Consider the following 22,767-nt stretch of genomic DNA (forward strand, 5'->3'; position numbering starts at 1 on the left):
GACCCATCAAGTTGTGCTCTAGTCTTCGCTCACTTGTTCCGCGAACGCAGCGGATCCACTCTTGACATCAACCGAGTCATACGAGGTCCCAAACTCTGCGTTATACGCATCGATGAACTCAGAGAGGTCAATCCGGTGAGTAAGGCCCGCCTTGAAGACGCCGCTTCCATAGCCGCGATCGGGCTGGTGCCAGTCGTTGATGAAGCCCTCCTGCGCGTAGACGAGCTTGCCATCCTCTCCCTTGGCGTCAACGGCCGCACCGGCTTCGTTCATCAGCGTGAGGGTAGCGACACCGGAGCCAGATCCCGCAACCTCCCAAGAGCCCGCGTAGAAGCCGGATCCGCTCTTACCCAGCTCGAGCGTTCCATCGGCATAGAGCACGAGTGGGACGCCCGCAGCCTGTACGTAGGTGTATCGGTAGTCATCGAGCGTCTCTGCGGTCGCGAGCACCTTGACGCCCCACGCCCCCTCAGCCGTAGCATCAGCGTACATGTCAGGCACGAACTCAGCGCCAGCTTCATAGGTCTCGCCGTCGATTGTCCACCCCTGGAACTCGAGATGCTCTCCGGAGTAGGGGCATTCGGGCAGCGTCACCGCCACGCCACGGCTGAAGGTCACCCGGGCGGGGTCGTTACCGGAGACCGCGTCGTTCCCAGCGGCAAATGAAAGGGTGTATGCGGGCTGGTCGCCTGTCGCAAACATCCCACCGAGGCTCTCGTTGCACACCGTGGCAAGTTCGTAGGCAGAAACAGTATTGGCGACCTCCTGTCCGGCAATCGGCACGCTCCAAGTGAAGAGCCCGTTCTCGGACGTCACCTCAAGAGTGGTCCCGTCCAAGGCGGTCAGCGTGAGACCCTTCTCGTCAGAGTAGTCCCACGTTCCGCGCATACGCTCGCGAGGCTTCTTGTAGTCCGCTACGAAGTTCTTGTCTGCATAGAAAGATGTCGGTGCAAGGCCGTTCTCGGAGTTGGAAACGAGCAGTGGGGTATCCGTCCCAAACGTGGAGTCGTGCGTCAGCCCGTTGACCGCCGAGGAGTTGGCGAAGTTATAAAGCGCTCGGTGTACAGCCTCGAACAAGGCGTCCTGAATGACGGGGTCATTCTTGTAGTCGTCCTGGAGAAGAATGTCGTTGCAGACAACATTGTGCTCGTAGTTGCCCGCGAAGAGCCACAGGTGGTTGCCATTGATTAGACCATCGATGGCATCCATGAAGGAACCCTCAAAGTTATCCGTGATGGTGGTTCCCGTATAGCCCAGTTCACCCTCAAGGAACTCGTGAAGCAGCTCGGGGCTCTCGCCGGCCCACGTCATGCCAAGGCGGTTGAAGCTCGTCATGAGACCGGTAGCGCTGCCCTCGACGACCGCTTTCTCAAACTGACGGAGATAGATCTCGCGCATGGCCTGCTCGTTGCTCCATGAGGTTACGGCGTGGCGGAACTCCTCCTGGTCATTGCCAACGACGTGCTTGAGATAAACAAGACCACCCTTCTCCTGAACGCCGCGTGTTTCCTCGGCACAGGAGCGACCGCCCAGATACGGGTCCTCGGAGAAGTACTCGAGGTTACGACCAGAGTACGGGGCGCGATGCGTGCCGCAGCTCCACCCAAGGAGGGAAACGTTACGGACGTCGCGCGTGGAAGAGTGGAGCATGTCCTCGCCGGCAAACCTGCCGATGCCCTCATTAATCTCGGTACTGAACGTTGCGGCAACAACGTCTTTAGTCGGCCACTGATCAATCGTAAGGCCAGACGCCACGCAGGCATCGCCGCTCGAGCCACCCCACCCAAGCGAGCCGTCGCGGCTCTCCGTGCCCGGCTTGCCCACGATGGGCGTGGGGTTCTCGGAGTTGATAATGAAGTTCGCCATTTCCTCGTACGTGAGCTTGGAGACGAGCTTCTCCCAGTTGGGGTCATCGTAGTCCTTACCGTGCATGTCAACGAGAACCACGTCGTTCTCAGTCTTACCGAACTCGTGGGTAGGAACGGACGAGGCGTCGCCGGAGCCCGCCTGGTACGTGAAGGGGAGGGCCAGGTCTGCGAGCTCCTCCGTGTAGACAACGCTCGACGCCCGCTTTGGGAACGTTCCCTCCCAGTCGGAGCGAGAGAGCCACGTGACGTTGTTGAGGGCACCGACCATGGAGTTCTTATTCGGGTCCCATTCGTCGAAAAGGGTCGTTATCTCCTTACCCGTGACCGAGACGGCGCAGCTCTCAGCGTCGAAGTCAGGATTGGACCACACCATGACCATGCCCTGGTCGCCATCGGCGGTCATGCCGTCCGCAACCGTCTTTCCCTTGGCGGCAAGGATGTTGTTGATAGCCTCGTGCGCGGAATTGGCCACAGTAAAGTAGTAGTCACCCGCATCGAGGATGTAGGTCTTCGCGCCGTTGGCGTCAAAGGAGGCGAGCTCCTTTCGTGCAATGGTAATGCTCACCTGCTCCGAGGCGCCCGGCTCGAGGTCCTGCGTCTTCTCGTACCCCTTAAGCTCAACGGAGGCCTTCTCCACACCATTCTCGCGGTCATAATCGGTATAGGGGCTTTGCACATACACAGGCACAGAGACCTTGCCCGCCACGTTCCCCGTGTTGGTCACGGTCACGCTTACCGTGAAGGAGTCATCTGTCTCCTCGAGCGCGAGATCAGAGAACGAGAAAGTCGTGTAAGAGAGGCCATAGCCAAACGGATAAGCCACATAGGCGTCATAGTCGAAGTCCCCGGCGTTGCCTTGGCCGAGCACCTTGTCCTCATAGCGCGTCTCGGGATAGCGATAGCCCACGTAAATTCCCTCAGCGTACACGTAGTTGCGACGCCAGTAGTGACCGATGTCGTTGCCGGGCTTCCACTCGTCGTAGGTGCGGGTAACCTCCTCAATCTTCTCGTCAGAGACCTGGGAGAGATCGGCGTCGATGCGACCGAAGTTGACCATGACAGGATTGAGGCGGTTGTTCTTGTAGATGGTGTCCGGCATGCGACCGGAGGGGTTGGCCGCACCGCTTAGGACCTCGGCGAAAGCCGCGCCCCCGAGCGGGAGGGCCTTCTCGTAGTTGGTGAAGCTAACGTTGCCCACCCAGAGGATAGCATCGATGGCATCGGACCAGGGGCCGTCCTCCCAGCTCACGATGTTCGACATCGAGAGTGAGACGATCATCTTGGAGAAGGTGCCGCCGCGACGGAGCTCCGCGACCCCGTTAAGCATGTCCTTCTCCTCCTGCGAGAGCGCCAAGTAGTCATGGTCCTCGTACCACTGGGCGTCACACCCCTCATGGCAGGTCCTGCCGAGAAAGACAATGGCAACGCCGCCCAACTCGGAGAAGAACGGTGCAGTTTCGATGTCCGTCCAGGAGTTCTCGTTGACCTCCCAGCTGTTCGAGTTCTGGGGGCCCTCTTCGAAGAACTTCCACGCAGCATCGTCAAAGGTGAAGCCCGCGTCCTTCATGGCGTCGTCGAGACCGGTCATGAAACGCGGACCGGCGTTTCCGAACGCCGTCACCTTTCCGTCCTCAGGGGAGAGAGGCAGCACGACGCCCTCGTTCTTGAGCAGAACGGTGCCCTCGTGAACCGTGCGGTAAAAGAAGTCCGCCTGGTCAGCAGCGAGCTTCTGCTCCCCCTCCAAGGAGTAGTCGTAATCACTCTTGTAGTAGATTTCGCCCTCCGTCACCGGCGTAGGTGCGACGGACTCCTCGGTTGTTGCCGGAGCCTGCCCGCCGCCAGACGTCTGGCAGCCCGCCAGCCCCGCCATGACGGCGGCCGCCGCGGTGCCCAGGACAAAGCCCCTGCGCGAGATTCCCTTCCACGTTCTTCTCATCTTGCTTCCCTTCCTATGGCCCTCTCGGGCGCCCTTCACCCGCCCTGCGGCGGGACGTGACCCCATCCCCTCTCCCAGGGGCCGGCCAGGGAAGGGAGGGAGAGGCCAGAAGCCTCCGAGCTCTACGATAGGAAGCTGAAAGGTGGCCAAGCGGAGCGCGCGCCAGACTGCAGAGCGTGTCGCACCAAAGTTCCCTCAGGTCACCAACGGCGCGATTTACGTTACCAACTGCAATAAACCGCTGGTCGCAGACGGTCTGAAATCACCGGTGAGCGGCGCCTAAAATGGGGTCGCCTAAAAGGGGCCTGTCCCCTTTTAGGCATCACAGCATGATCGAGTTCTTGTCGTTCAGGTAGTCCATGTAGGCGCGGCGGGCGTCGGCCACCTTGGAGCGGCCGATGGGCACGAGGTCGCGCCCCACCACGAAGCCCTGCGGCGTGAGCTGTCGCACGTGCGCAAAGTTGACGAGGTAGCCCTTGTGGACGCGGTAGAACCCAAACGGCGCGAGCTTCTCCCCCATCTCGTCGAGGGTCGTGAGGACCTCCTCGGTGCGCCCGTTGGCCAGATGCACGACCTTCTCGCGCCGATGCGCCTCCACGTAGGCGATGTCATCGACGGAGAACGTCCCCATGGCATGCGCCATCTTGAGGGTGATGGTGCGGTTGGTGCTCGTCTTGCGGCGCTCGCGGACGAAGGTCTCCACGGCCTCCGCCATGTCCTGGTTGAAGTGGCTCTTCCGCACAAAGCCTATCGGCCGCAGGGAGAGCGACTCGAAGACCCGGTCCTCGCTGTTGGACACGTAGATGATGTCCGTCCCAAAGCCGATCTCGCGCAGCGCGCGCCCAAACTGGATGCCGTCGATGCCCGGCATCTCGATGTCGAGAAGAACGAGGTCAAAGCCCACGGAGTCCATCCGCTTGGCCAGGTCCTCGAGCACAGTGTAGACCTCGAGCTCGGCCTGCGCGCCGCGAAGGGAGAGCTCGCGCTCGGCGGCCGTGGCTATGGCGTCCGCGGCGAAGCGCTCGTCGTCGCAGACGGCAACGTGATACTGAAGCATGTCCCTCCCGTCCCCGGGGCCTCCCGCCCCACGCGCCGCCTACGTGGGCAGCGCAAGCATAACCCTAGCCACAAACTCTCCGTCGTAGTACGCAAAGTCGGCGGCACCGTCGTACTTCTCGGCGACCGCCCGCACGATCGAGGTGCCGTGCCCGTGGCCCTCGGGGTCCTTCTTCGTGGTCACGAGCGTTCCCGCCTCGCTGCGCCGGGGCTCGTGCGAGGAGGGGTTCACCACCGTCACCGCAAGCGCCCCCTGGTCGGCCACGATCCCCAGGCGCACGTTCTTCTCGCCGCTCTCCGCGCAGGCCTCGATGGCGTTGTCGAGCAGGTTCATGAGCAGGCTGCAGAGGTCAATCTCCTCGTAGGGCAGCTCGGGCGGAACCGCGATGCGCGCGCTGATCTCCACGCCGGCGGAACGGGCCTTGGCGATCTCTATGTTCACGATGTCGTCCACAAGGTCGTTTCCGGTGGCCACCATGGAGAACGTGGGGTTGGCGCGCAGCGACATCTCTCCGAAGAACTCCTCCGCGCGATCGTAGTCCTTCTGCTCGAGCAGCATGCGGATGTAGGCGTACTGGTTCTTCACCTCGTGGCGGAGGCGCCGCAGGCTCTCCCCGCTCTCGCGATAGGCGACGAGCGCCTGGTAGCGGCCTTCCATGAGGTGGCGCTCCGCCTGGATGCGCTCCTTCTCGCGCAGCTCGCGCGCGAGCCGCAGGACGGCCCAGTACACCACGAGCTCCGCAAGCTGGCCGTTGACGCAGGTGAGGAAGCTCTCGAGCGTGCTCGCCGAGTAGTAGACGAGGCCGAAGTCCGAGCGGAGGTAGAGGATGGCGCGCTCGGCGAGGCCCGACGCGCAGACGATGAGTACCGGGATGACAAAGGAGAGCGAGACGTTGTCATCATCGAGCGAGTTGTGGCGCTCCAGCACGACGAGGGCCGTGCGCAGCAGGAGCATGTACGCGAGCGAGGTGACCGACGCGAGCTCGATACCGCCCTGGAGCTCCGCGTTGATCATGTCGGCAACGGAGAGCGAGTAGAGCCATGCGCAGATGACGAGCCCTATGCGCACGAGCTGCGCCGGCGTCTTGCGGTCCCAGAAGATGGCCCCGCAGACCACGGCCGGTGCGACGGTCCACGTGATGGAGTTGGGAAAGATGAGGTCGCTCACGGTGCCGAGCAGCCACACCACGGGCAGCGCGATCGCGAGGCGCAGCGGCAGGAGCCAGAGCAGCCGCCTGCCGGCGCCGTGGAACTTGGTGAGGAGAAGAACGAGCGCCGCTGCCCAGGCAAGGTTGTAGAGCGACTCGACGCTCGCCGCGAGCGTGGTCGTGAAGGCCTGCAGCAGCTCGCCCATACCCCTTCGCCCCCCTGACTTTGGACAGCTTAACGGCAGCTTAAGTGTAGTCGCAGGGGGCGCAATCGCGAGGCCGCCGCACAACCGGCGCAGTTTCCGCCACAACCTGACAAAGGTGCCGGGGGCGTCTGTCAGGAAATGTTCTGACAGACGCCCCCGGCACCTTTGTCAGGTCGCGTTGGCTGCGTGCTCGGCGGAGACAGCGTCAATCAGGCGCACGAGCGGCCAGGCGCGGTTGGTCTTGGTGAGCAGCGCCTTGGGGCCCACCGCGCATCCCGCCTCGCGCGAGCGGGAGAGAAACTCGTCCACCTGCGCGTCGGCGAGGCCACACAGAAGTACGAACTCCTCCGCCGCAGGCGCCGGACCGGCATAGGGAAGCGGCACCGGCCGGAACCCCGGCAGCCGCGCGAAGGCGCCCGCCGCATCGCCCAGGCGCTCCGGCAGCGCCGTGCGCGCCACCACGCCCATCTCCTTGAGCACCGCCCGGACCGCCGCGCCCTTCTCGGAAGAGGGGTCAAGCCCCCAGAGCACCGCGCATGCCGCGGGCCCCGAGGGCTTGACCTTCTTCGATCCGGCGGCCCTCTTCTTGGGCCGGCCAGCCATTAGCCGAAGTAGCGCTCGAGCAGGCCCTTGAGAGCCTTGCCGTGACGGGCCTCGTCACGCGCCATCTCGTGGACGGTGTCGTGGATGGCGTCGAGGTTGTTCTTCTTGGCGCAGGTGGCCAGCTCCACCTTGCCGGCGGTGGCGCCAAACTCGCAGTCGACGCGCCAGGCCAGGTTCTCCTTGGTGGAGGCCTTCATGTTGGGCTCAAGCTCCTCGCCCAGCAGCTCGGCGAACTTGGAGGCGTGCTCGGCCTCCTCGTAGGCGGCCTTCTCCCAGTAGAGGCCGATCTCGGGGTAGCCCTCGCGGTGAGCGATGCGCGCCATGCAGAGGTACATGCCGACCTCGGAGCACTCGCCGGTGAAGTTGGCCTTGAGCTGCTCGAGGATGAACGCCTTGTCCTCGTCGGAGATGTCGGGGTTGTCCTTCACGGTCTTGCCGTAGATGCCGTACTCGTGCTCGGCGGCGAGCTTAAGCTCACCCTCGACCTTCTCGAACTGGCTGGCCGGAGCGTGGCAGACCGGGCACTCCGCCGGCGGCTCGGCGCCCTCGTAGATGTAACCGCAGACCTTGCAGACCCACTTGTCCATCGTAAAACCTCCTCGTTTTCTCAGGTTGGCGAGGTCCCCTCGACCTCGCCGTCCTCTCCTATGCACACGTCCCGGGCCCTATGGCCGGTCCGTAGGTGCCTCCTGCTGGCACGCGGGGCAGACGCCGTCGAACTGCAGGCTGTGGCCACAGATCCGATAGCCGGACGCCACGGCCGCCGCCTCGTCGATGCCCTCGCCGAGCGGCCCGATCATCACGTCGTCCACCCTGCCGCAGCGCACGCAGCGCACGTGGTAGTGCGGAAACGACCGATGGTCAAAGCGGTCCGCGCCGTTGTTGATGCGCACCCGCCCGATCTCCCCCTCGTCGGAGAGCTTGTTGAGCGTACGGTAAACCGTCGCCCGACTGATCGTGGGATGCTCCTCGCAAACGGCCTCATAGACCTCGTCGGCGGTAGGGTGGTCCGCCAGGCGCCGCAGCACGTCCTCGATAATCGAGCGCTGCACGGTGTTTCTCGTTGGCATGTCCACCCTCCCCTCGTGACAGGGACACTATAGCATATTGAGACTAAATCTCAATTGAGAATCTTTCCTATTTTGAGCGACCTGCCGGGTGTCGCGAATCGCCTGCCGCTGCGGCCCGCGATTGCTCTTCTCGCCGGACGCACCTCTGGCGGCGGAGCAGCAGCCGATCCTGACAAACGCCCCCGGCGCCTTTGTCAGGATGAGAGGGCAGCGAGAAGAGCCTCGCCTCGCGCATCGTGCGCGACGAGGCGCACCTCGCGCGGCGGCTCCTCTCCGGGTGCGGCCTCGTCGTCGAGGCGCGTCACGAAGACGTCCACGCGCGCGTCGCCGATCTCGTCCGCGAACTGCTCGCCCCACTCGATCGAGCACACGCCGTCGGCACCGAGCACGTCGAAGATGCCCGTGTCCTCCAGCTGGTCCGGGTCGTCCAGGCGATAGAGGTCAAAGTGATAGAGCGGCATCTCGGCGCCCTCGTAGACCATCTCGATGGTGAAGGTGGGGCTCGTGACGTCGTCGGTCACGCCCATGCCCGCGGCGATGCCCTTGGTGAGCTGGGTCTTTCCCGCCCCGAGGTCACCCGTCAGCACGAGCACGTCACCGGGCTCGAGCGCGCGGCCGAGCCGCTCGCCGAGCGCGATCGTCTCCTCGCGCGAGCGCGTGCGGAAGCTCTTCTCGCTCATCGTGCCTCACTCTCGGCGGGGTTCTCGGCGGGGTGGGCGGCGAGCCACTCCCCCACCATCGTGAGGTCGGCCTCGAGCAGCGGCTGCCACTCTGCGTGGTAGATGCAGGCCGCCGGGTGGAACGTGGGGCACACCACGAAGTGCCCGGTCTGGTGGAGCCTCCCGCGCAGCGTGGTCACGCCGGCGTTGGTGCGCAGCACGAACTGCGAGGCGAAGTTGCCCAGGCACACGATGACGTCCGGCCAGATCGAGCGGATCTGCTCGCGCAGGAAGGGCGCGCAGGCCTCGATCTCCTCCGGCCTGGGGTTGCGGTTTCCGGGCGGGCGGCACTTGACCACGTTGGCGATGTAGATCTCGTCGCGCGTGAGGCCGGCGCAGCTGAGCAGGGCGTCCAGCTTGTGGCCGGCCGCGCCCACGAAGGGCTCGCCCTGCAGGTCCTCGTTGCGGCCGGGGCCCTCGCCGATGAACATCACGCGGGCATGCGGGTTGCCCACGCCGAAGACGAGGTTGGTGCGCGTGGCGCCCAGCGGGCAGAGCTGGCAGTTGCCCATGAGGTCGCGGATCTCCTGCAGCGTGACCTCCCGCGGCTTCTGGTGCTCGTGCCCGGGTATGTGCATGACGGCCATGAGGTCGAGCCCCCTTCTCTCAGCTGCGGAGCGCCTAGGCATAGATCTTCTCCAGGCGCATGCCAAAGTCGCAGACCACCTCGTAGTTGATGGTGTTGCGCAGCGCGGCCATCTCGTCGGCGGTGATGCGCTCGTCGCCGTCCGCGCCGATGACGGTGACCACGTCGCCGTACTCGACCGGCCGCGTGGGGCGATACGAGCGCGCGCCGTTGACGTCCACCGCGAACATGAACTGGTCCATGCAGATGTTGCCGACCTGGCGGCAGCGGCACCCGCCCACGAGGACGTCCATGTTGTTGGAGAGCTCGCGCGCGAGGCCATCGGCGTAGCCGATGGGAACGGTGGCGATCTGGATGTTCTGCTTGGGAACGCGATACGTGAGGCCGTAGCCCACGCCGTCGCCCACGCTCGGGTAGAGCACGCGGACGATGCGGCCGCGCACGCTCATGACCGGCTCGAGATCGATCTGCCCGAAGGTGGTCTCGGCGGGGTGCAGGCCGTAGAGGCCCACGCCCACGCGGCACATGTCGAAGCGGCACTCCGGGTGAAGGATCGTCCCCGGCGTGTTGTCGCAGTGGACGAGCCCGGTGTCGAGCCCCGCGCCACGCAGCGCCTCCACGGCCTCGCGGAAGCGGTTGAGCTGCAGGGCGAAGTCCCAGTCGTCGAGCACGTCGGCGGTGGCGAAGTGCGTGAAGGTGCCCGCGCACTCCAGCCCGCGGTGGAAGTCGATCGTGCGGCGCAGCTCCACCACGTCCGCACGGCGCACGCCGATGCGCGTCATGCCCGTGTCGATGGCGAGGTGGTAGCGGGCCACGCGGTTCTCGGCGGCGGCCGCCTCCCCGAGGGCGAGGGCAAAGTCCGCCGTGTAGACCGCGGGCATGAGGTCGTACTCCACGAGCGTGCGCACGCAGTCGACAGGCGGCTCGGAGAGAATGAGGATGGGCCACTCGATGCCGGCCTCGCGCAGCGCGATGCCCTCCCGCACGGTGGCGACGGCAAACTGGTTGGCGCCCGCGGCGTGCATGGTGCGCGCGCACGGCACCGCGCCGTGGCCGTAGGCGTCCGCCTTGACGACGCACATCATCTGCGTGCCGCGCCCGATCAGGCGCCGGAACGCCGTGACGTTGCGCCGCAGCGCCGCGAGGTTCACCTCGACCCAGGACCACCTGGTGTCCGGGCTCTTCACGGAATCCCTGCCCATGGCCATCTCCCCTCGCACCGCGGCCTACTCGGCCAGCCCGTCAGGATAGGAGGCGTGCTCCTCCACCGCGTCCGAGGCGAGGCCGACCACGTCGATGAGGTCGCATGCCATGACGGCATGCGAGCCCACGCGCTCCGCGGCAAGCGACCCCGCGTAGCCGTGGATCTCGCACACGTACGCGGCGAGCAGCGCGAGGTCGACGTCCTCGCCGGCGCGCTGGGCGAGGGCCGAGGCCATCATGCCCGCGAGCACGTCCCCCGAGCCCGCCGTGGCGAGCGCCGCGGGGCCGGGCTTGGGCAGCACGGCCTGCTCCACGCTCACGCAGCCCGTGGCGCAGCCCTTCGTCACCACCACGAGCTCGGAGCCGCCGTCCGCCCACACGATCTTGCGGGCCGCATCGAGCTGGCCCACGAGGGAGTCGGGCGGGTTGGAGGCCTGCCCCACGAGCCGGCCGAGCTCGGCCCGGTGCGGGGTGAGCACGAGCGGCGCGCGGCGCCTCGTGATCTCGGGGAAGTCCGGGAGCGCCCCGTTGGTGAGGCGGGAGAGGCAGTTGAGCCCGTCCGCGTCGATGACGAGGGGCACGTCGAGGCCGAGAAGGGCGGAGACGATCGACGACGTTCCGCCCGAGACGCGCATGCCCGGGCCCACCAGCACGGCCGAGGCGCCCTCGGCCAGTTTGCGCACGACGTCCTGGGCGTCCGCGGAGATGGTCCCCTCGGCATCCTCGGGCAGGGGCACCACGGGGATCTCGAGCAGGTGCGCCTGCGCGGCGAGTGCGGCGGAGGCGGGCACGGCAAGCGTCACGTACCCCGCGCCCATGCGGGCCGCGGCGCGCGCGGCCATGACCGCCGCGCCCGGGAAGCGGCGCGAGCCGCCCACCACGAGCACCGAGCCGCGCGAGAACTTGTCCACGGAGAGCGTCTGCGGCGCGAGGACGCCCAGGTAGTCGGCGAGGTCCGTGCGCCACGCCACCGGGTCCGCCTCGATCACGAGCCGCTCGGTCTGCTCCGCGAGCGGCGCCACGACGATGGCGCCGCAGACGTCGCGCCCGTCGTCGGCGAGAAGGCCCGGCTTGAGGGCGAGCATCGTGACCGTCATGTCGGCGATCACGCAGGAGCGCGCGGCATGGCCCGTCTGCCCCGAGAGGCCGCTCGGCACGTCGACCGCCACCACGCGCGCGGGACAGGCGTTCACGCACTCGATCCAGATGTCAAAGGGGGCGCGCACCTCGCCGTGAAAGCCCGTGCCGAGCATGCAGTCGAGCACGACGTCGGCCGTCTCGAGCAGGCCCTCGAGCTCGTCTCGGGAAGGTCCCACCACGGGGCTGATGCCCGACTTCACGGCGCTCTGCGCAACCTGCCGCGCGAGGTCGCCCGCGAGCTCGTCCGGCTCGATCGGGGTGACCACCTTGACGTTGATGCCGCGCGAGTGGAGCGCCTCGGCGGCCACCCAGCCGTCCCCGCCGTTGTTGCCCAGGCCCACGAGCACCACGACGTTGTCCACGTCCCCCAGCTCGACGACCTCCTGCGCCGCGGCAAAGCCGGCGCGGTGCATGAGCTCGGAGACGCTCACGCCCTCTCGCGTGAGGGCGACCTCGACGCGCTTCACGTCCTCGATGTTAAGCACAGGCTGCATATGAATCACTCCTCGAGAGAAGGTTGTCCAACCGGGTCTTCGGGGTCGCCCGCGCCAGGGGCGCCGCCCCGCGCCATGTCGTCGAGCAGGCCCTCCTGGACGCGCTCGAGCTCGTCGAGCACCGCGCGGGCCTCCTTGAAGGAGGCGGCCAGCTGGCGCGCGGCGTCATCGCGCTCGGGCGGGGCGGGGCGCACCTCGTCGGTCACCGCGAGCGCGTTCGCCACTGCCACGTCCCTCGTGTGCGAGATCGAGAGCGCGATCTCCCGCACGCCCCTCTCGCGCGCGACCTCGGCCGCCCGGCCGGCGAGAAGAACGCGGGGCCGGCCCGCCTCATCGCGCGTCACCGAGACGTCACGCAGGCCAATCCCCCCGGAAAAGCCCGTGCCCAGCGCCTTGAGCACGGCCTCGCGCGCGGCGAAGCGCGCGGCGTAGTGCTCCGCCGGACGCGCGCTCTTCTCGCAGTAGGCGCGCTCCTCGTCCGTGAAGACGCGGCGCGCGAAGCTGGGACGGCGCTCGAGCACGCGCTCCATGCGCGAGATCTCGAGCATGTCGACCCCTATGCCTGCCGTCGCCATCCGCGCCACCTACTCGACGGTCACGGACTTCGCGAGGTTGCGCGGCTTGTCCACGTCGCAGCCGCGCGTCCGAGCCACATAGCGCGCGAGGATCTGCAGGTGCACCACCGCCACGATGGGGACGAGCAGCTCGTCTGCCACCGGCGGGATCCACAGGACGTGCTCGACGAGCGAGGCCACCGCCTCGTCGCCGTCCGTGGCAACCGCCACGCACGTGGCGCCGCGCGCGATGACCTCCTGGATGTTGGAGACGGTCTTGTCGTGCACGCGGTCGGCCGGCACGATGGCGACCACCGGGAAGCCCGGCTCGAGCAGGGCGATGGGCCCGTGCTTCATCTCGCCCGCCGGATAGGCCTCGGCGTGCAGGTAGCTGATCTCCTTGAGCTTGAGCGACCCCTCGTAGGCCGTCGTGGCGTTGACGCCGCGGCCGAGGAAGAGCGCCGAGTGCGCGCGGCGGAAGACCACGGCAGCGCGCTTGTCCTGCCAGGAGCGCGAGATGACCTCGCGGATGAGGTCCGGGAGGGTGCAGAGGTCGCGGTAGTGGCGCCCCACCTCGGGCAGGTCCATCTGCCGCTTGGCCTGGGCGAGGCGCAGGGCGAGAAGGGCGCTCGCCACCATCTGCGCGGTATAGGCCTTGGTGGACGCCACGCAGACCTCCGGCCCCGCCTGGACGTAGAGCACGCCGTCGGCCTCGCGCGCGGCCGTGGAGCCGAGCACGTTGGTCACGGCAAAGACCTTGCAGCCCATCCCCCTCATACGCCGCGCCGCGGTGAGGGTGTCCGCCGTCTCGCCCGACTGCGTGATGATCACGCAGAGGGTGTGCGGCGTCACGAGCACGTCCTGCTCGTAGTTGAACTCGGAGGCGTAGTCGCAGATGACGGGAACCTTGGCCCAGGTCTGGATGAGGGTGCGCGCGATGAGGCTCACGTGATAGGACGTGCCGCACGCGATGAGGTAGACGCGGTCGATGGCCGCAAGCTCGCGCTCGCTCATGGAGAGCTCGTCGAGCACGATGCCCTTCTCGCCGAGGCGGCCGGAGAGCAGCCGCTCGATGGCCTCGGGCTGCTCGGCGATCTCCTTGGCCATGAAGTCGGCATAGCCGCCGAGCGTCGCCGCGGAGGCGTCCCAGTCAATGTCCACCGTCGTGGGGGCGTCCACTACGAGGCCCTCCTCGTCGTAGACGGTCACGGCGCCGCCCTGCTCGAGGCGGGCAAACTGGCCGTTCTCGAGCTGGATCACGTGGGAGGTCACGCCCGCGAGCGGGGTCACGTCCGAGGCGGCGTAGGCCCCCCGCTCCGTCGAGGCCACCACGAGCGGCGAGCCGTTGCGGACGCAGACGATCTCGCCGGGGGCGTCGGCGCACACGACGGCGAGCGCCCACGAGCCCCTGAGCCGGCGGCACGCGTGGCGCACGGCGGTCACGAGGTCGCCCCTGCAGGGGCCCGCCCACGCGTCCTCGATGAGGTGGGCGATCACCTCGGAGTCCGTGTCGGAGACGAGCGTGTGGCCGATCCGCTGCAGATAGCCGCGCAGCTCGCGGAAGTTCTCGATGATGCCGTTGTGCACGATGGCGATGCGGCCCGTGCAGTCGCGGTGCGGGTGGGAGTTCTTGTCCGTGGGGGCGCCGTGCGTGGCCCAGCGGGTGTGCGCGATGCCGCAGGTCCCCACGAGGTTCGCGGTCTCGCAGCGCTCGACGAGCGTGGCCACGCGACCTGCGCACTTGACGCCATGCAGCTCGCCGTCTGCGCCTACGACCTCGACGCCGGCGGAGTCGTAGCCGCGGTACTCGAGGGTGGAGAGGCCTTCGAGCAGGTAGCCAACCGCCTGGTCACGCCCGGTGTAGCCCACGATTCCGCACATGCGGACCTCCTCATGGTTGGGTGCGTTTGAGTCACGTGCCCTGATTGTACCAGTGCCGCCATACCCCGCCCGCAACAGACCCGGAAACCGCGTCATGCCGTAACAGTGCGGCCACCTCCGCGCCGGGCCGTTAGGGAACCGCGGCAGTTGCAGCCGCGGGACCGCCCCGCGTTAGTGAGCCGCGGTCGTTGCAGCCATCGCTGCCCCCGGGGTTAAAAACGCGGGCTTGCTGCATCACATCGGGCCGCGGGCGGCCCGTTCTTCTCGCCCATGTGGCGAGAAGAACCTCGCGGGTGCGCCCCGCGCCTGCAATGACGGGCGGTTTTTAACCCTCGCCCATCCAGGCGCCGCAACGACCCCGCTTTCCTAACCGCCGGGCGCGGAAGACGCGCAACGACCGCAATTCTCTAATCGGCCGCGGCCCACCCCGCGCGGGCGCGTCGCCAATCCCCCGCACGGCGCCCCTGCGGGGCGCGCGCGACGTTTTGCGCCCAAGAAACGTCGCGAGTCCCCCGCGCAACGCCTCTGCGGGGGACTCGCGACATCCTTGCGGCGTGAGGCCGGCCTTCCTACGCGCGGAACTTCTCCAGGGCGTCCAGCACGAAGGCGTTGGCCCGCTTGCAGAGCTCGTCAGTGGGCGCCTCGGCGAGGGTGCGCACCAGAGGCTCGGTGCCGGAGGCGCGCACGAGCACGCGACCCCGCCCGGCGAGGAACTCCTCGGCCTTCTTGACGGCCGCGAGCACGCCCTCGTCGGACATGGCGGCGTCCTTGTCCGTCACGCGTACGTTCACGAGCTCCTGGGGATAGAGCTTCACCGGCGCGGCAAGCTGCGAGAGCTTCTCGCGCTCCGCGCGGTAGACCTCCATCACACGCAGCGACGTCATGATGCCGTCGCCCGTGCACTCGATGTCGCCGAAGATGATGTGGCCGGACTGCTCGCCGCCCAGGCTGTAGCCGTTCTCGCGCATGCAGGCGTAGACGTTCTTGTCGCCCACGGCGGTGGTCTCGTAGGAGAGGCTCGCCTCGTCGAGCGCCTTGAACAGGCCGTAGTTGCTCATGACGGTGGGCACCACGGTGCCGGCCGTGAGGCGGCCGTGCTTGTTGAGGTAGACGCCACAGATGTAGAGGATGAGATCGCCGTCGATCACGTTGCCGCGCTCGTCCACGGCAAGGCAGCGGTCGGCGTCGCCGTCGTAGGCAAAGCCCACGTCAAGGCCCTGCTCCACCACGTGACGGCGCAGGCGGTCAATGTGGGTGGACCCGCAGTCCACGTTGATGTTGAAGCCGTCGGGGCTGTTGTTGATCACGCGGACGTCGGCGCCCAGCGCGTCGAAGACGGGCTTGGCGACGGACGACGCCGCGCCGTTGGCGCAGTCCAGGCCGACCTTCACGCCCTGGAGCGAGAAGTTCGCGCTCGCGATGAGGTGGGCGATGTAGCGGTTGCGCCCCTGCATGTAGTCCACGGTGCAGCCGATGGCGTCGCCGGTGGCGAGCGGCACGTCGACCTCGCCGTCGATGTAGGACTCGATCTTCTCCAGGACGTCCTCGTCCATCTTGTAGCCCTCGCCGTTCACGAGCTTGATGCCGTTGTCGGTGTAGGGGTTATGGGAGGCCGAGATCATGATGCCGCAGTCGAAGCGGCCGTCCACGGTCTCGTACGCCACGCCGGGCGTGGGGATGACGTGCAGCAGGTAGGCGTCGGCGCCGGACGCCACGAGGCCAGCCACGAGCGCGGACTCGAACATGTAGCTCGAGCGGCGCGTGTCCTTGCCCACCACCACGCGCGCCTTGCGGTCCTGGCGCGCGCCGTAGTACCAGCCCACAAAGCGGCCGATCTTGAAGGCGTGCTCGACGTCGAGCCCCTCGTTCGCGCGGCCGCGGAAGCCGTCGGTGCCGAAGTACTTCATGGTATCCCCTTCCCCGAGGCCACCGCAGCCGACGGCGGCCAAGTGGTCTGCACTAAAAGACCCACTCATTGTTGCATAAATAGGGGGCGGGGGACGCCCTCTTGCCGCTTGCGCTCGAAATACCTCGCACCTAGCCGCTCTTTCAGCGCCTTCAATACATCTTTTTAAATTTGCAATTTATGATAGATACACGAGGTGCGAGGTTCTGTGGTGACGCGGCGCAAAAAGGGACCCGCCGCGGCTGCGACGGGTCCCTGACAAGGCGCTTGGAAAGAGGTCTTAGCGCTTGGAGAACTGCGGGCGCTTGCGGGCCTTCTTGAGGCCGTACTTCTTACGCTCGACGGCGCGGGCGTCACGGGTGAGGAAGCCAGCCTTCTTGAGGTCCTCACGGTACTCGCCGGCGTCGAGGAGGGCGCGGGCGATGCCGAGGCGCAGCGCGCCGGCCTGGCCGGTGATGCCGCCACCGTCGCAGTTGGCGAGGACGTCAAAGCGCTCGGCGGTCTCGGTCAGGCGCAGCGGGGCAATGGCGTTGTCCACGAGCTGCTGGCGGCCGAAGTACTGTGCGGCCTCGCGGCCGTTGACGACGACCTTGCCGGTGCCGGGGACAAGACGGACGCGGGCGACAGCCTCCTTGCGGCGGCCGGTGCCGGAGTAGACTACGGTGTTCTCAGCCATCGGTTAGGCCCTCCAATCGATCTGGACGGGGTTCTGGGCCGTGTGCGGGTGCTCGGGGCCGGCGTAGACCTTGAGCTTGGTGCCCTGCTTGCGGCCGAGGGTGGTCTTGGGGAGCATGCCCTTGATCGCGTGCTCGACGACGCGCTCGGGGTGCTTCTCCATGGCCTCGCGGAAGCTCTCGAGCTTGAGGCCGCCGAGATAGCCGGAGTAGCGCCAGTACTGCTTGTGATCGGCCTTGACGCCCGTGAGGACGACCTTGTCGGCGTTGATCACGACGACGAAGTCACCGGTGTCGGCGTTGGGGGTGTACTGCGGCTTGTTCTTGCCACGAAGAATCATGGCGGCGGTGGTGGCCAGACGGCCGAGCGTCGCGCCCTCGGCGTCGATGAGCACCCACTTGCGCTCGACTTCGCCAGCCTTGGCGAACTGAGTCGACTTCTTCACTTGACTCCTCCTACGTACCTGCTGAGATGACGGCTTCTGGACAAACCGCCGTGCTTTTTTGTCAGAGATTACGGGGCTCTGTGGAAAAGCTGTAAGAGTATAGCGCATCGCGCACCGGCTGAGCAGGTGAATTTCTTGCACACAAGCCGTACACGAGGGCCGTGCCGCCCCGGCTCAGGCGCCGAGAAGAACCCGCTGCCCGCAGGCGCTCACGTCGGCCCGCGGAAAGCGCACGCTCACGCGCGGGGCGCCCCGCACGCCGGCGACCATCCCCGCGAGCACGCGCTCCTCGGCCGGCGCGAAGGTCTCTATCGCGGGCGCGCCCTCGAAGAGCCACGTGACCGTGCCGGGGGCGGGCTCGCGCGCCTCGAGCTCCTCGCGGCTCGCCGCCTCCACGGCGCGAAGCTCCTCGTCGCCGCACCAGGCGCGCACCGTGGCGGGCCGCTGGCGGACGAAGGCCCGAAACGTCGTCGAGCGCAGGGGGTCATACCCCTCGTAGCCCCCGCGCGACGCCTCGGCGAGAAGTACGACCTCGCCGTTCTTCTCGCCGCACGCGAGGGCGGTGGAGACGTGCCCGCCAAAGGAGACGCCGTCGTCCTCGTAGGCCACGTAGCGGCTCTCCCCCGGGGCGGGCCAGAACTCGATCGCGCGGACGCCGCGGTCGAGGCCGCCCGGGTTCTTCTCGCCCCGGCGTCGCGGGTTGTTGTGCGCGGGCCAGCAGGGAACGATCGCGCCCGCGCGCACGAAGAGCGGGAGCTTCCACAGCGGGGCGCCCACGCCGTCAAGCGTCTGGCCGCCGGCATGGCGCTCGCCCGTGAAGTAGTCGATCCAGGTCACATCCGGACCGCCGGGCAGATAGATGCCGTCGCGGACGTCGTTTCCGGCCGCATCTGGGCGCGTGGCGCGATAGACGGGCGCCACGAGCAGCGCGTCTCCGAGCAGAAGCTCGGTGCGGGCGGCCTCGGCGGGCGCGGCCTCGTCCGCCAGGAGCACGGAGCGCACCATGGGCAGGCCGAGGTCGTCGTTGCCCTCCCAGCCGGGGACGCACGACGCCGAGGCGGCGCAGGTCTTGAGGTAGGGCATGAGCCGGCTCTTGAGCTTGAGGTACATCCGGCAGATGCCGGTGTGCGGGTCGCCGCCCGCGTAGGGCAGCTTGGGCAGCGTGCCCCAGCCGTCCATGTCCAGCATGACGGGCGTGAGGGCCTTCCACTGGAAGTCACGCGTGGCGATGACGGCGCTGCCCCCGAAGATGCCGTCGAGGTCAGAGGCCACGTTGGGGTTGCCCGAGAGCCCCTGGCCCAGGTAGGTGGGGACGTGCATGCGGATGTACTCCCAGTCGGAGCCGTCCTGGTCCCCGGACCACACGGCGGCGTGGCGCTGCGTGCCCGCCCAGCCGTCGAGCGTGAGGACAAAGGGGCGCGCGCCCGCCTCCTCCGCCATGATCTGGTAGCCCTGCTCGGTGGCGCTGAGGCCAAAGGAGTAGCCCTCCCCCACCCACTCCTCGTCGGTCTTGAGGGCGCGCACGCTGGCGCGGGACACCTCCGCGCGGAAGTCCCGCAGGTTCTGCCATGTGACGTCCGGATCCGGCGAGGGCGTGATCTGCGACTGCGCCCAGAGCCCCACCTCGACGCCGCGCTCGTTGGCATAGGCCGTGAAGCGGGCGAGGTTCTCCACGTTGGCCGCGATGGCCGCGAGGCGCTCGGGCGAGCTCGCGCCGCCCGCGTCGACGCCGCCCGTCAGCTCGTAGCCGTTGTGCCCGTAGCCCGAGCCGTAGCCATCGTTGGGGAGGACCCAGCCGAGCGGCATGTCATGGCGCGCGTGCTCGTCGATGACGGCGCGCGCCGAGTACTCGTACGGCGTCTGCCCCAGATACCTCCTGGCGGAGGCGCGAAGCACCTCGTCGGGGCCGTTGAGGGACTCGGCGTCGTGGCCCTCGGGCACCACGTAGCCGCGGCGGCGGCCCAACTCGTAGCGCGTGACGCCCGGGGCGTCCGCCGGCGCCGAGCCGCGCACCGTCCACGCCTGCGCGCCCTCCTCGGGCGCCTCCGACCAGGCGTCGCGGTTGTAGGCGTTGAGGTGACCGAGGTAGAAGGCAAAGTCGGGCAGCAGCGCGGGCGCGCCCGTGACCTTGAAGTAGGCGCGCAGGACGGACTGGGCCACGCCGCGCAGGCCCGCGGCCGGGTCGTCCGCGACGAAGAGGTAGGCGTCCAGGACGCCGTCCTCGTGCGTGGCGACGAGCGTGTCGCCCGTAGAGCCAAAGTCGTACGCTCCCGGCGCAAACGTGTTCCTCAGCACGCCGTAGCCCGCGCTCGACCAGAAGAAGGGGCTCGGGGAGGCCACCCCGCCGTCGCCCCACTGGTTGCTGTTCATGGGCGTGGTCACGATGCGCACCACGCTGCCCGCGTGCTCCACACGCCCGTTCTGCGTGCCGCCGCCAAAGAACCGCTCGCCCGCCGCGATGCGAAGCTCCTGCGTGGAGCGGCCCTCCCCGAGGCGCGCCGGCGCGGCCTCGCGCAGTACCTCACGCCCCCGGCGGCGCAGCGCCATCCGCCCGTCCGCCCTGCCGAGCAGGACCTCCGTCTCGCCCGCGCGGACCACGAGCGCATCGCCCTCGTCGCGCACGGAGGCGGCGGGGTGAGCGTAGGCCGCGGACTCGTCCGGCCGGACCTGGATCGTAGCCACGTGGTCCGGCGAGACCGGGCGCGCATATGGCTCAAACGCCCCCGCCGGGTCAATCGTGACGCGGATGATGCCCTCGTCGAGGAAGGAGATGCGCCCCTCGACGCCGCGCAGTGAGACGAGCGCCTGGTAGGGACGCTCCGGACAGGTTCTGACCTCGATCACATGCACTCCTTGTCGATGTGCGCCGCCATGCCGCCGGCGCCCGGCCTAGCTGAGAAAGGCGCCTATCTCGGCGAGACGGGCCTCCGCCTGACGGCGGCCCTGCAGATAGAGCGTGAGCAGCGCCTCCCCCGAGCGCTCGGCCGAGCCGACGCTCACCGGCTCCTCAGGCGCGATGACCAGGCACGCCCCGGCCTCCTCCTGCTCCCACAGCCGCTCGCGCTGCGCGTTGTAGCGCTCCCCGCGCGTGGCAAGCGCCTCCAGGTAGTAGGGGTAGCGGTCGTAGCGGTGCGACTTCAGCGCGAGCGCCTCGCTGCCCGCGCCGCGCCGGTAGCCCCTGTCGCGCGTGAGCACCACGAGGGCCCGTCGCGCGGGCACGTGGCCCTCGACCTCGCCGCCCCCAGGAAGGCCCATCGCCGTCTCAAAGGGAATGGAGTCCGTGGTGCCGCCATCGAGGTAGCGGTGCCCGTCAATCTCCACCATGCGGGAGACCGTGGGCAGCGAGGCCGAGGCCCGCACCTTGTCTATGTCCTCGGGGTAGCGCCGCACGGGCAGGTAGCTCGGCGCGCCAAAGGTGACGTCCGAGACCACCACGTAGAGGGGCGTCTCGCTCGCGTTGAACGTCTCCACGTCACAGGGGTCCAGGCGGTTCTGGATCTCATCGTACATGAAGTCCGCGCCCGCCATGTCGCCCGTGGTGATGAGCGACCACAGCGACATGAAGCGCCGGTCGTCGCGGAAGGCGAGCGTGTCGCGCATCATGCGGCCAATCTGGCGCGCGCGGAAGTTCGAGCCGTTGATGGCGCCCGCGGAGACGCCCCAGATGCTCGAGAAGCCCGTGAGCCCGCGCTCCATCAGCACGTCGATCACGCCCGCCGTGAACATTCCCCTGAAGCCGCCGCCCTCGAGCACGAGCGCAGGCACGTCGGTCTTCTCGGCCATCCGTCCCCCTTCGTCGTTTTTTCTCGCCACATTGTGGCACGGTCGGCGCCGCTGCACAAAATGCGCCCGCAGACCGCGCCGGCACCTGCGCGGGCAGACTCCCCGGGAACCCCCAGAGGAGGGGGCGACACAGAAAAGCGGCCGCCAGCCCCGAGGGGCCGACGGCCGCGGCGCGTGTGGTGGAGGTGCGGAGAATCGAACTCCGGTCCAAAGCAGGTCCCTGACAGGTGTCTCCAGGCTCAGCCACCGGTTGGGTCTCAGGCGCCGCGCACCCGGTTGCCCGCGCTTGGCGTCCCAGCCGGTTCAGTCTTTTCGGGCGGCATACCGGCTACGTCCGCCCGAGCATCTCCCTCAGATGACACCGCACCGGCAACGGGAGCAATCGCCGGATTGGCGCGCCGCTATCTAATTAAGCGGCGAGAGCCAGCTGGGGCTCAAAAGAGTTGTTGTCGTCAATTCAATTTGACGGTTCCCCTGTTTAGCGTGGCGAGGAGACCACGGCCTGCTGCCCATCTCAGACCCACCCTGTCGAAACCAGTCACCCCCGGTTGCCGGGCGGGGCGAGAAGAACCACCACCATGCGGCTGTCAACGTACGCGCCGCTCGCGCGGCGTGAGGGTATTCTACCCGTTTTGCACCCGACGAACTTGCCTAAAAGGGGACAGGCCCCTTTTAGGCAAGAGGGGCGACCCTCCGCAGAGGGCCGCCCCGCCGTCACACCGTGCTCGGGCGCTACTCCTCGACGAGCTCAAACAGGTCGGGGCCGACGCCGCAGACCTCGCAGACGAAGTCCTCGGGCAGCTCGGGGGTGTCAACGGTGACCTCCCAGCCGCAGACGGTGCAGCGGAACGTGTACTTCTTCTCATCTGCCATGGTGCTCTCCTCTCACTTGGTCCAACGTGCGTGCGAAAATGCTATCACAACGGTGGCGTTTCTCGCCGCCGCAGTGGGCTAGCTCAGGCCCTTCACAAACGAGGAGGCCTTCGGCGGCGTCTTGCCCTTGAGCGTGCCGTGATAGTACGCGTACGTCATGGGCGGCTCGCCGGAGAGGTTCCCCGCGTCCACGACCCGGCCGACAAAGGTGAGGTGCGTCCCCACGTCCATGGTCTGGCAGACCTCGCACGCCACGTATGAGCAGACGTGCTCGGTGGGATACGGGTCCCCGGTGGACGCCACGGCACTCGAGATACCCTCGAACTTGTCAAAGTCCGCCGAGCTCCTGAAGCCAAAGCGGCCCACGAAGGGCATGTCGGCCGACTCGTCGAGCACGGCGAGCGAGAAGTGCCCGGCGCGCTCGATGACGCCGCAGGTGAAGTTCTCCTTGTTCACCGTGACCGAGACCTGGAGCGGCTCGGCGGTCACCTGCAGCCCCGTGTTCACGAGGCAGGCGCCCGCCCGCTCGCCGTCGTCCGCCGAGACCACATAGAGGCCCGAGGAAAACTTGAACAGTGCCGTTGCGTCCATTCCCACTCCTCTCCGATGGGCCAAGGAGTC

The 22,767-nt window shown here is 67.6% G+C and carries 19 protein-coding genes and 1 other RNA gene; all 20 read right to left on the reverse strand.

What is annotated here, in order from left to right; all coding sequences use genetic code 11:
- Positions 1-18 precede the first annotated feature (18 nt).
- Complete coding sequence (locus H6A23_RS08380; protein ID WP_204831743.1) at positions 19-3,804, reverse strand: glycoside hydrolase family 3 C-terminal domain-containing protein; 3,786 nt, start codon at positions 3,802-3,804, stop codon at positions 19-21.
- Between the two features lie 322 nt (positions 3,805-4,126).
- Entirely contained in the window at positions 4,127-4,861 is a 735-nt protein-coding gene (locus H6A23_RS08385) for a LytR/AlgR family response regulator transcription factor (RefSeq protein WP_204831744.1), read from the reverse strand.
- Between the two features lie 39 nt (positions 4,862-4,900).
- Positions 4,901-6,214 carry a sensor histidine kinase gene (locus H6A23_RS08390; RefSeq protein WP_204831745.1) on the reverse strand — a complete coding sequence of 438 codons (1,314 nt, stop codon included), beginning with the start codon at positions 6,212-6,214 and terminating at the stop codon, positions 4,901-4,903.
- A gap of 168 nt (positions 6,215-6,382) precedes the next feature.
- The gene (locus H6A23_RS08395; RefSeq protein WP_204831746.1) at positions 6,383-6,817 is read right to left on the reverse strand and encodes a DUF3783 domain-containing protein; all 435 of its coding nucleotides are present in this window, start codon (positions 6,815-6,817) and stop codon (positions 6,383-6,385) included.
- A complete protein-coding gene (locus H6A23_RS08400) occupies positions 6,817-7,404 on the reverse strand; it encodes a rubredoxin-like domain-containing protein (RefSeq protein ID WP_204831747.1) in 588 nt (195 codons plus the stop codon). Before H6A23_RS08400 ends, H6A23_RS08395 begins: the two co-directional genes overlap by 1 nt.
- Before the next feature lie 78 nt (positions 7,405-7,482).
- Positions 7,483-7,887, reverse strand: coding sequence for a Fur family transcriptional regulator (locus H6A23_RS08405; protein WP_204831748.1), 405 nt, complete (start codon positions 7,885-7,887; stop codon positions 7,483-7,485).
- A gap of 194 nt (positions 7,888-8,081) precedes the next feature.
- Positions 8,082-8,567 carry a tRNA (adenosine(37)-N6)-threonylcarbamoyltransferase complex ATPase subunit type 1 TsaE gene (gene tsaE / locus H6A23_RS08410; RefSeq protein WP_204831749.1) on the reverse strand — a complete coding sequence of 162 codons (486 nt, stop codon included), beginning with the start codon at positions 8,565-8,567 and terminating at the stop codon, positions 8,082-8,084.
- Positions 8,564-9,193: a uracil-DNA glycosylase gene (locus H6A23_RS08415; protein WP_204831769.1), complete on the reverse strand. Its 630-nt coding sequence runs from the start codon at positions 9,191-9,193 to the stop codon at positions 8,564-8,566. Before H6A23_RS08415 ends, tsaE begins: the two co-directional genes overlap by 4 nt.
- A gap of 34 nt (positions 9,194-9,227) precedes the next feature.
- Positions 9,228-10,394 (reverse strand): alanine racemase, encoded by a 1,167-nt coding sequence (gene alr / locus H6A23_RS08420; protein ID WP_435793493.1) that lies wholly within the window; start codon positions 10,392-10,394, stop codon positions 9,228-9,230.
- Positions 10,395-10,418: 24 nt separating this feature from the next.
- On the reverse strand, positions 10,419-12,029 hold the full coding sequence (locus tag H6A23_RS08425; protein ID WP_204831751.1) for an NAD(P)H-hydrate dehydratase: 1,611 nt from the start codon (positions 12,027-12,029) through the stop codon (positions 10,419-10,421).
- A gap of 5 nt (positions 12,030-12,034) precedes the next feature.
- Positions 12,035-12,604, reverse strand: coding sequence for a holo-ACP synthase (acpS, locus tag H6A23_RS08430; RefSeq protein WP_204831752.1), 570 nt, complete (start codon positions 12,602-12,604; stop codon positions 12,035-12,037).
- A 9-nt stretch (positions 12,605-12,613) separates the two neighbouring features.
- Complete coding sequence (glmS, locus tag H6A23_RS08435) at positions 12,614-14,464, reverse strand: glutamine--fructose-6-phosphate transaminase (isomerizing) (RefSeq protein WP_204831753.1); 1,851 nt, start codon at positions 14,462-14,464, stop codon at positions 12,614-12,616.
- A gap of 569 nt (positions 14,465-15,033) precedes the next feature.
- Entirely contained in the window at positions 15,034-16,371 is a 1,338-nt protein-coding gene (gene glmM / locus H6A23_RS08440) for a phosphoglucosamine mutase (RefSeq protein ID WP_204831754.1), read from the reverse strand.
- Between the two features lie 279 nt (positions 16,372-16,650).
- Complete coding sequence (rpsI, locus tag H6A23_RS08445; RefSeq protein ID WP_075278930.1) at positions 16,651-17,046, reverse strand: 30S ribosomal protein S9; 396 nt, start codon at positions 17,044-17,046, stop codon at positions 16,651-16,653.
- 3 nt (positions 17,047-17,049) lie between these two features.
- Positions 17,050-17,490: a 50S ribosomal protein L13 gene (gene rplM, locus H6A23_RS08450; protein ID WP_075278931.1), complete on the reverse strand. Its 441-nt coding sequence runs from the start codon at positions 17,488-17,490 to the stop codon at positions 17,050-17,052.
- Positions 17,491-17,664: 174 nt separating this feature from the next.
- The gene (locus H6A23_RS11720; protein ID WP_204831755.1) at positions 17,665-20,334 is read right to left on the reverse strand and encodes a TIM-barrel domain-containing protein; all 2,670 of its coding nucleotides are present in this window, start codon (positions 20,332-20,334) and stop codon (positions 17,665-17,667) included.
- Positions 20,335-20,379: 45 nt separating this feature from the next.
- Positions 20,380-21,273, reverse strand: coding sequence for a patatin-like phospholipase family protein (locus tag H6A23_RS08460; protein ID WP_204831756.1), 894 nt, complete (start codon positions 21,271-21,273; stop codon positions 20,380-20,382).
- Between the two features lie 177 nt (positions 21,274-21,450).
- Positions 21,451-21,819: a transfer-messenger RNA gene (ssrA, locus tag H6A23_RS08465) on the reverse strand.
- A gap of 186 nt (positions 21,820-22,005) precedes the next feature.
- The gene (locus H6A23_RS08470; RefSeq protein ID WP_075278935.1) at positions 22,006-22,146 is read right to left on the reverse strand and encodes a rubredoxin; all 141 of its coding nucleotides are present in this window, start codon (positions 22,144-22,146) and stop codon (positions 22,006-22,008) included.
- A gap of 78 nt (positions 22,147-22,224) precedes the next feature.
- Positions 22,225-22,737, reverse strand: coding sequence for a flavin reductase family protein (locus H6A23_RS08475; RefSeq protein WP_204831757.1), 513 nt, complete (start codon positions 22,735-22,737; stop codon positions 22,225-22,227).
- Positions 22,738-22,767: the final 30 nt, after the last annotated feature.

The sequence above is a fragment of the Olsenella uli genome, from assembly GCF_016900775.1.
Taxonomy (GTDB): Bacteria; Actinomycetota; Coriobacteriia; order Coriobacteriales; family Atopobiaceae; genus Thermophilibacter; species Thermophilibacter uli_A.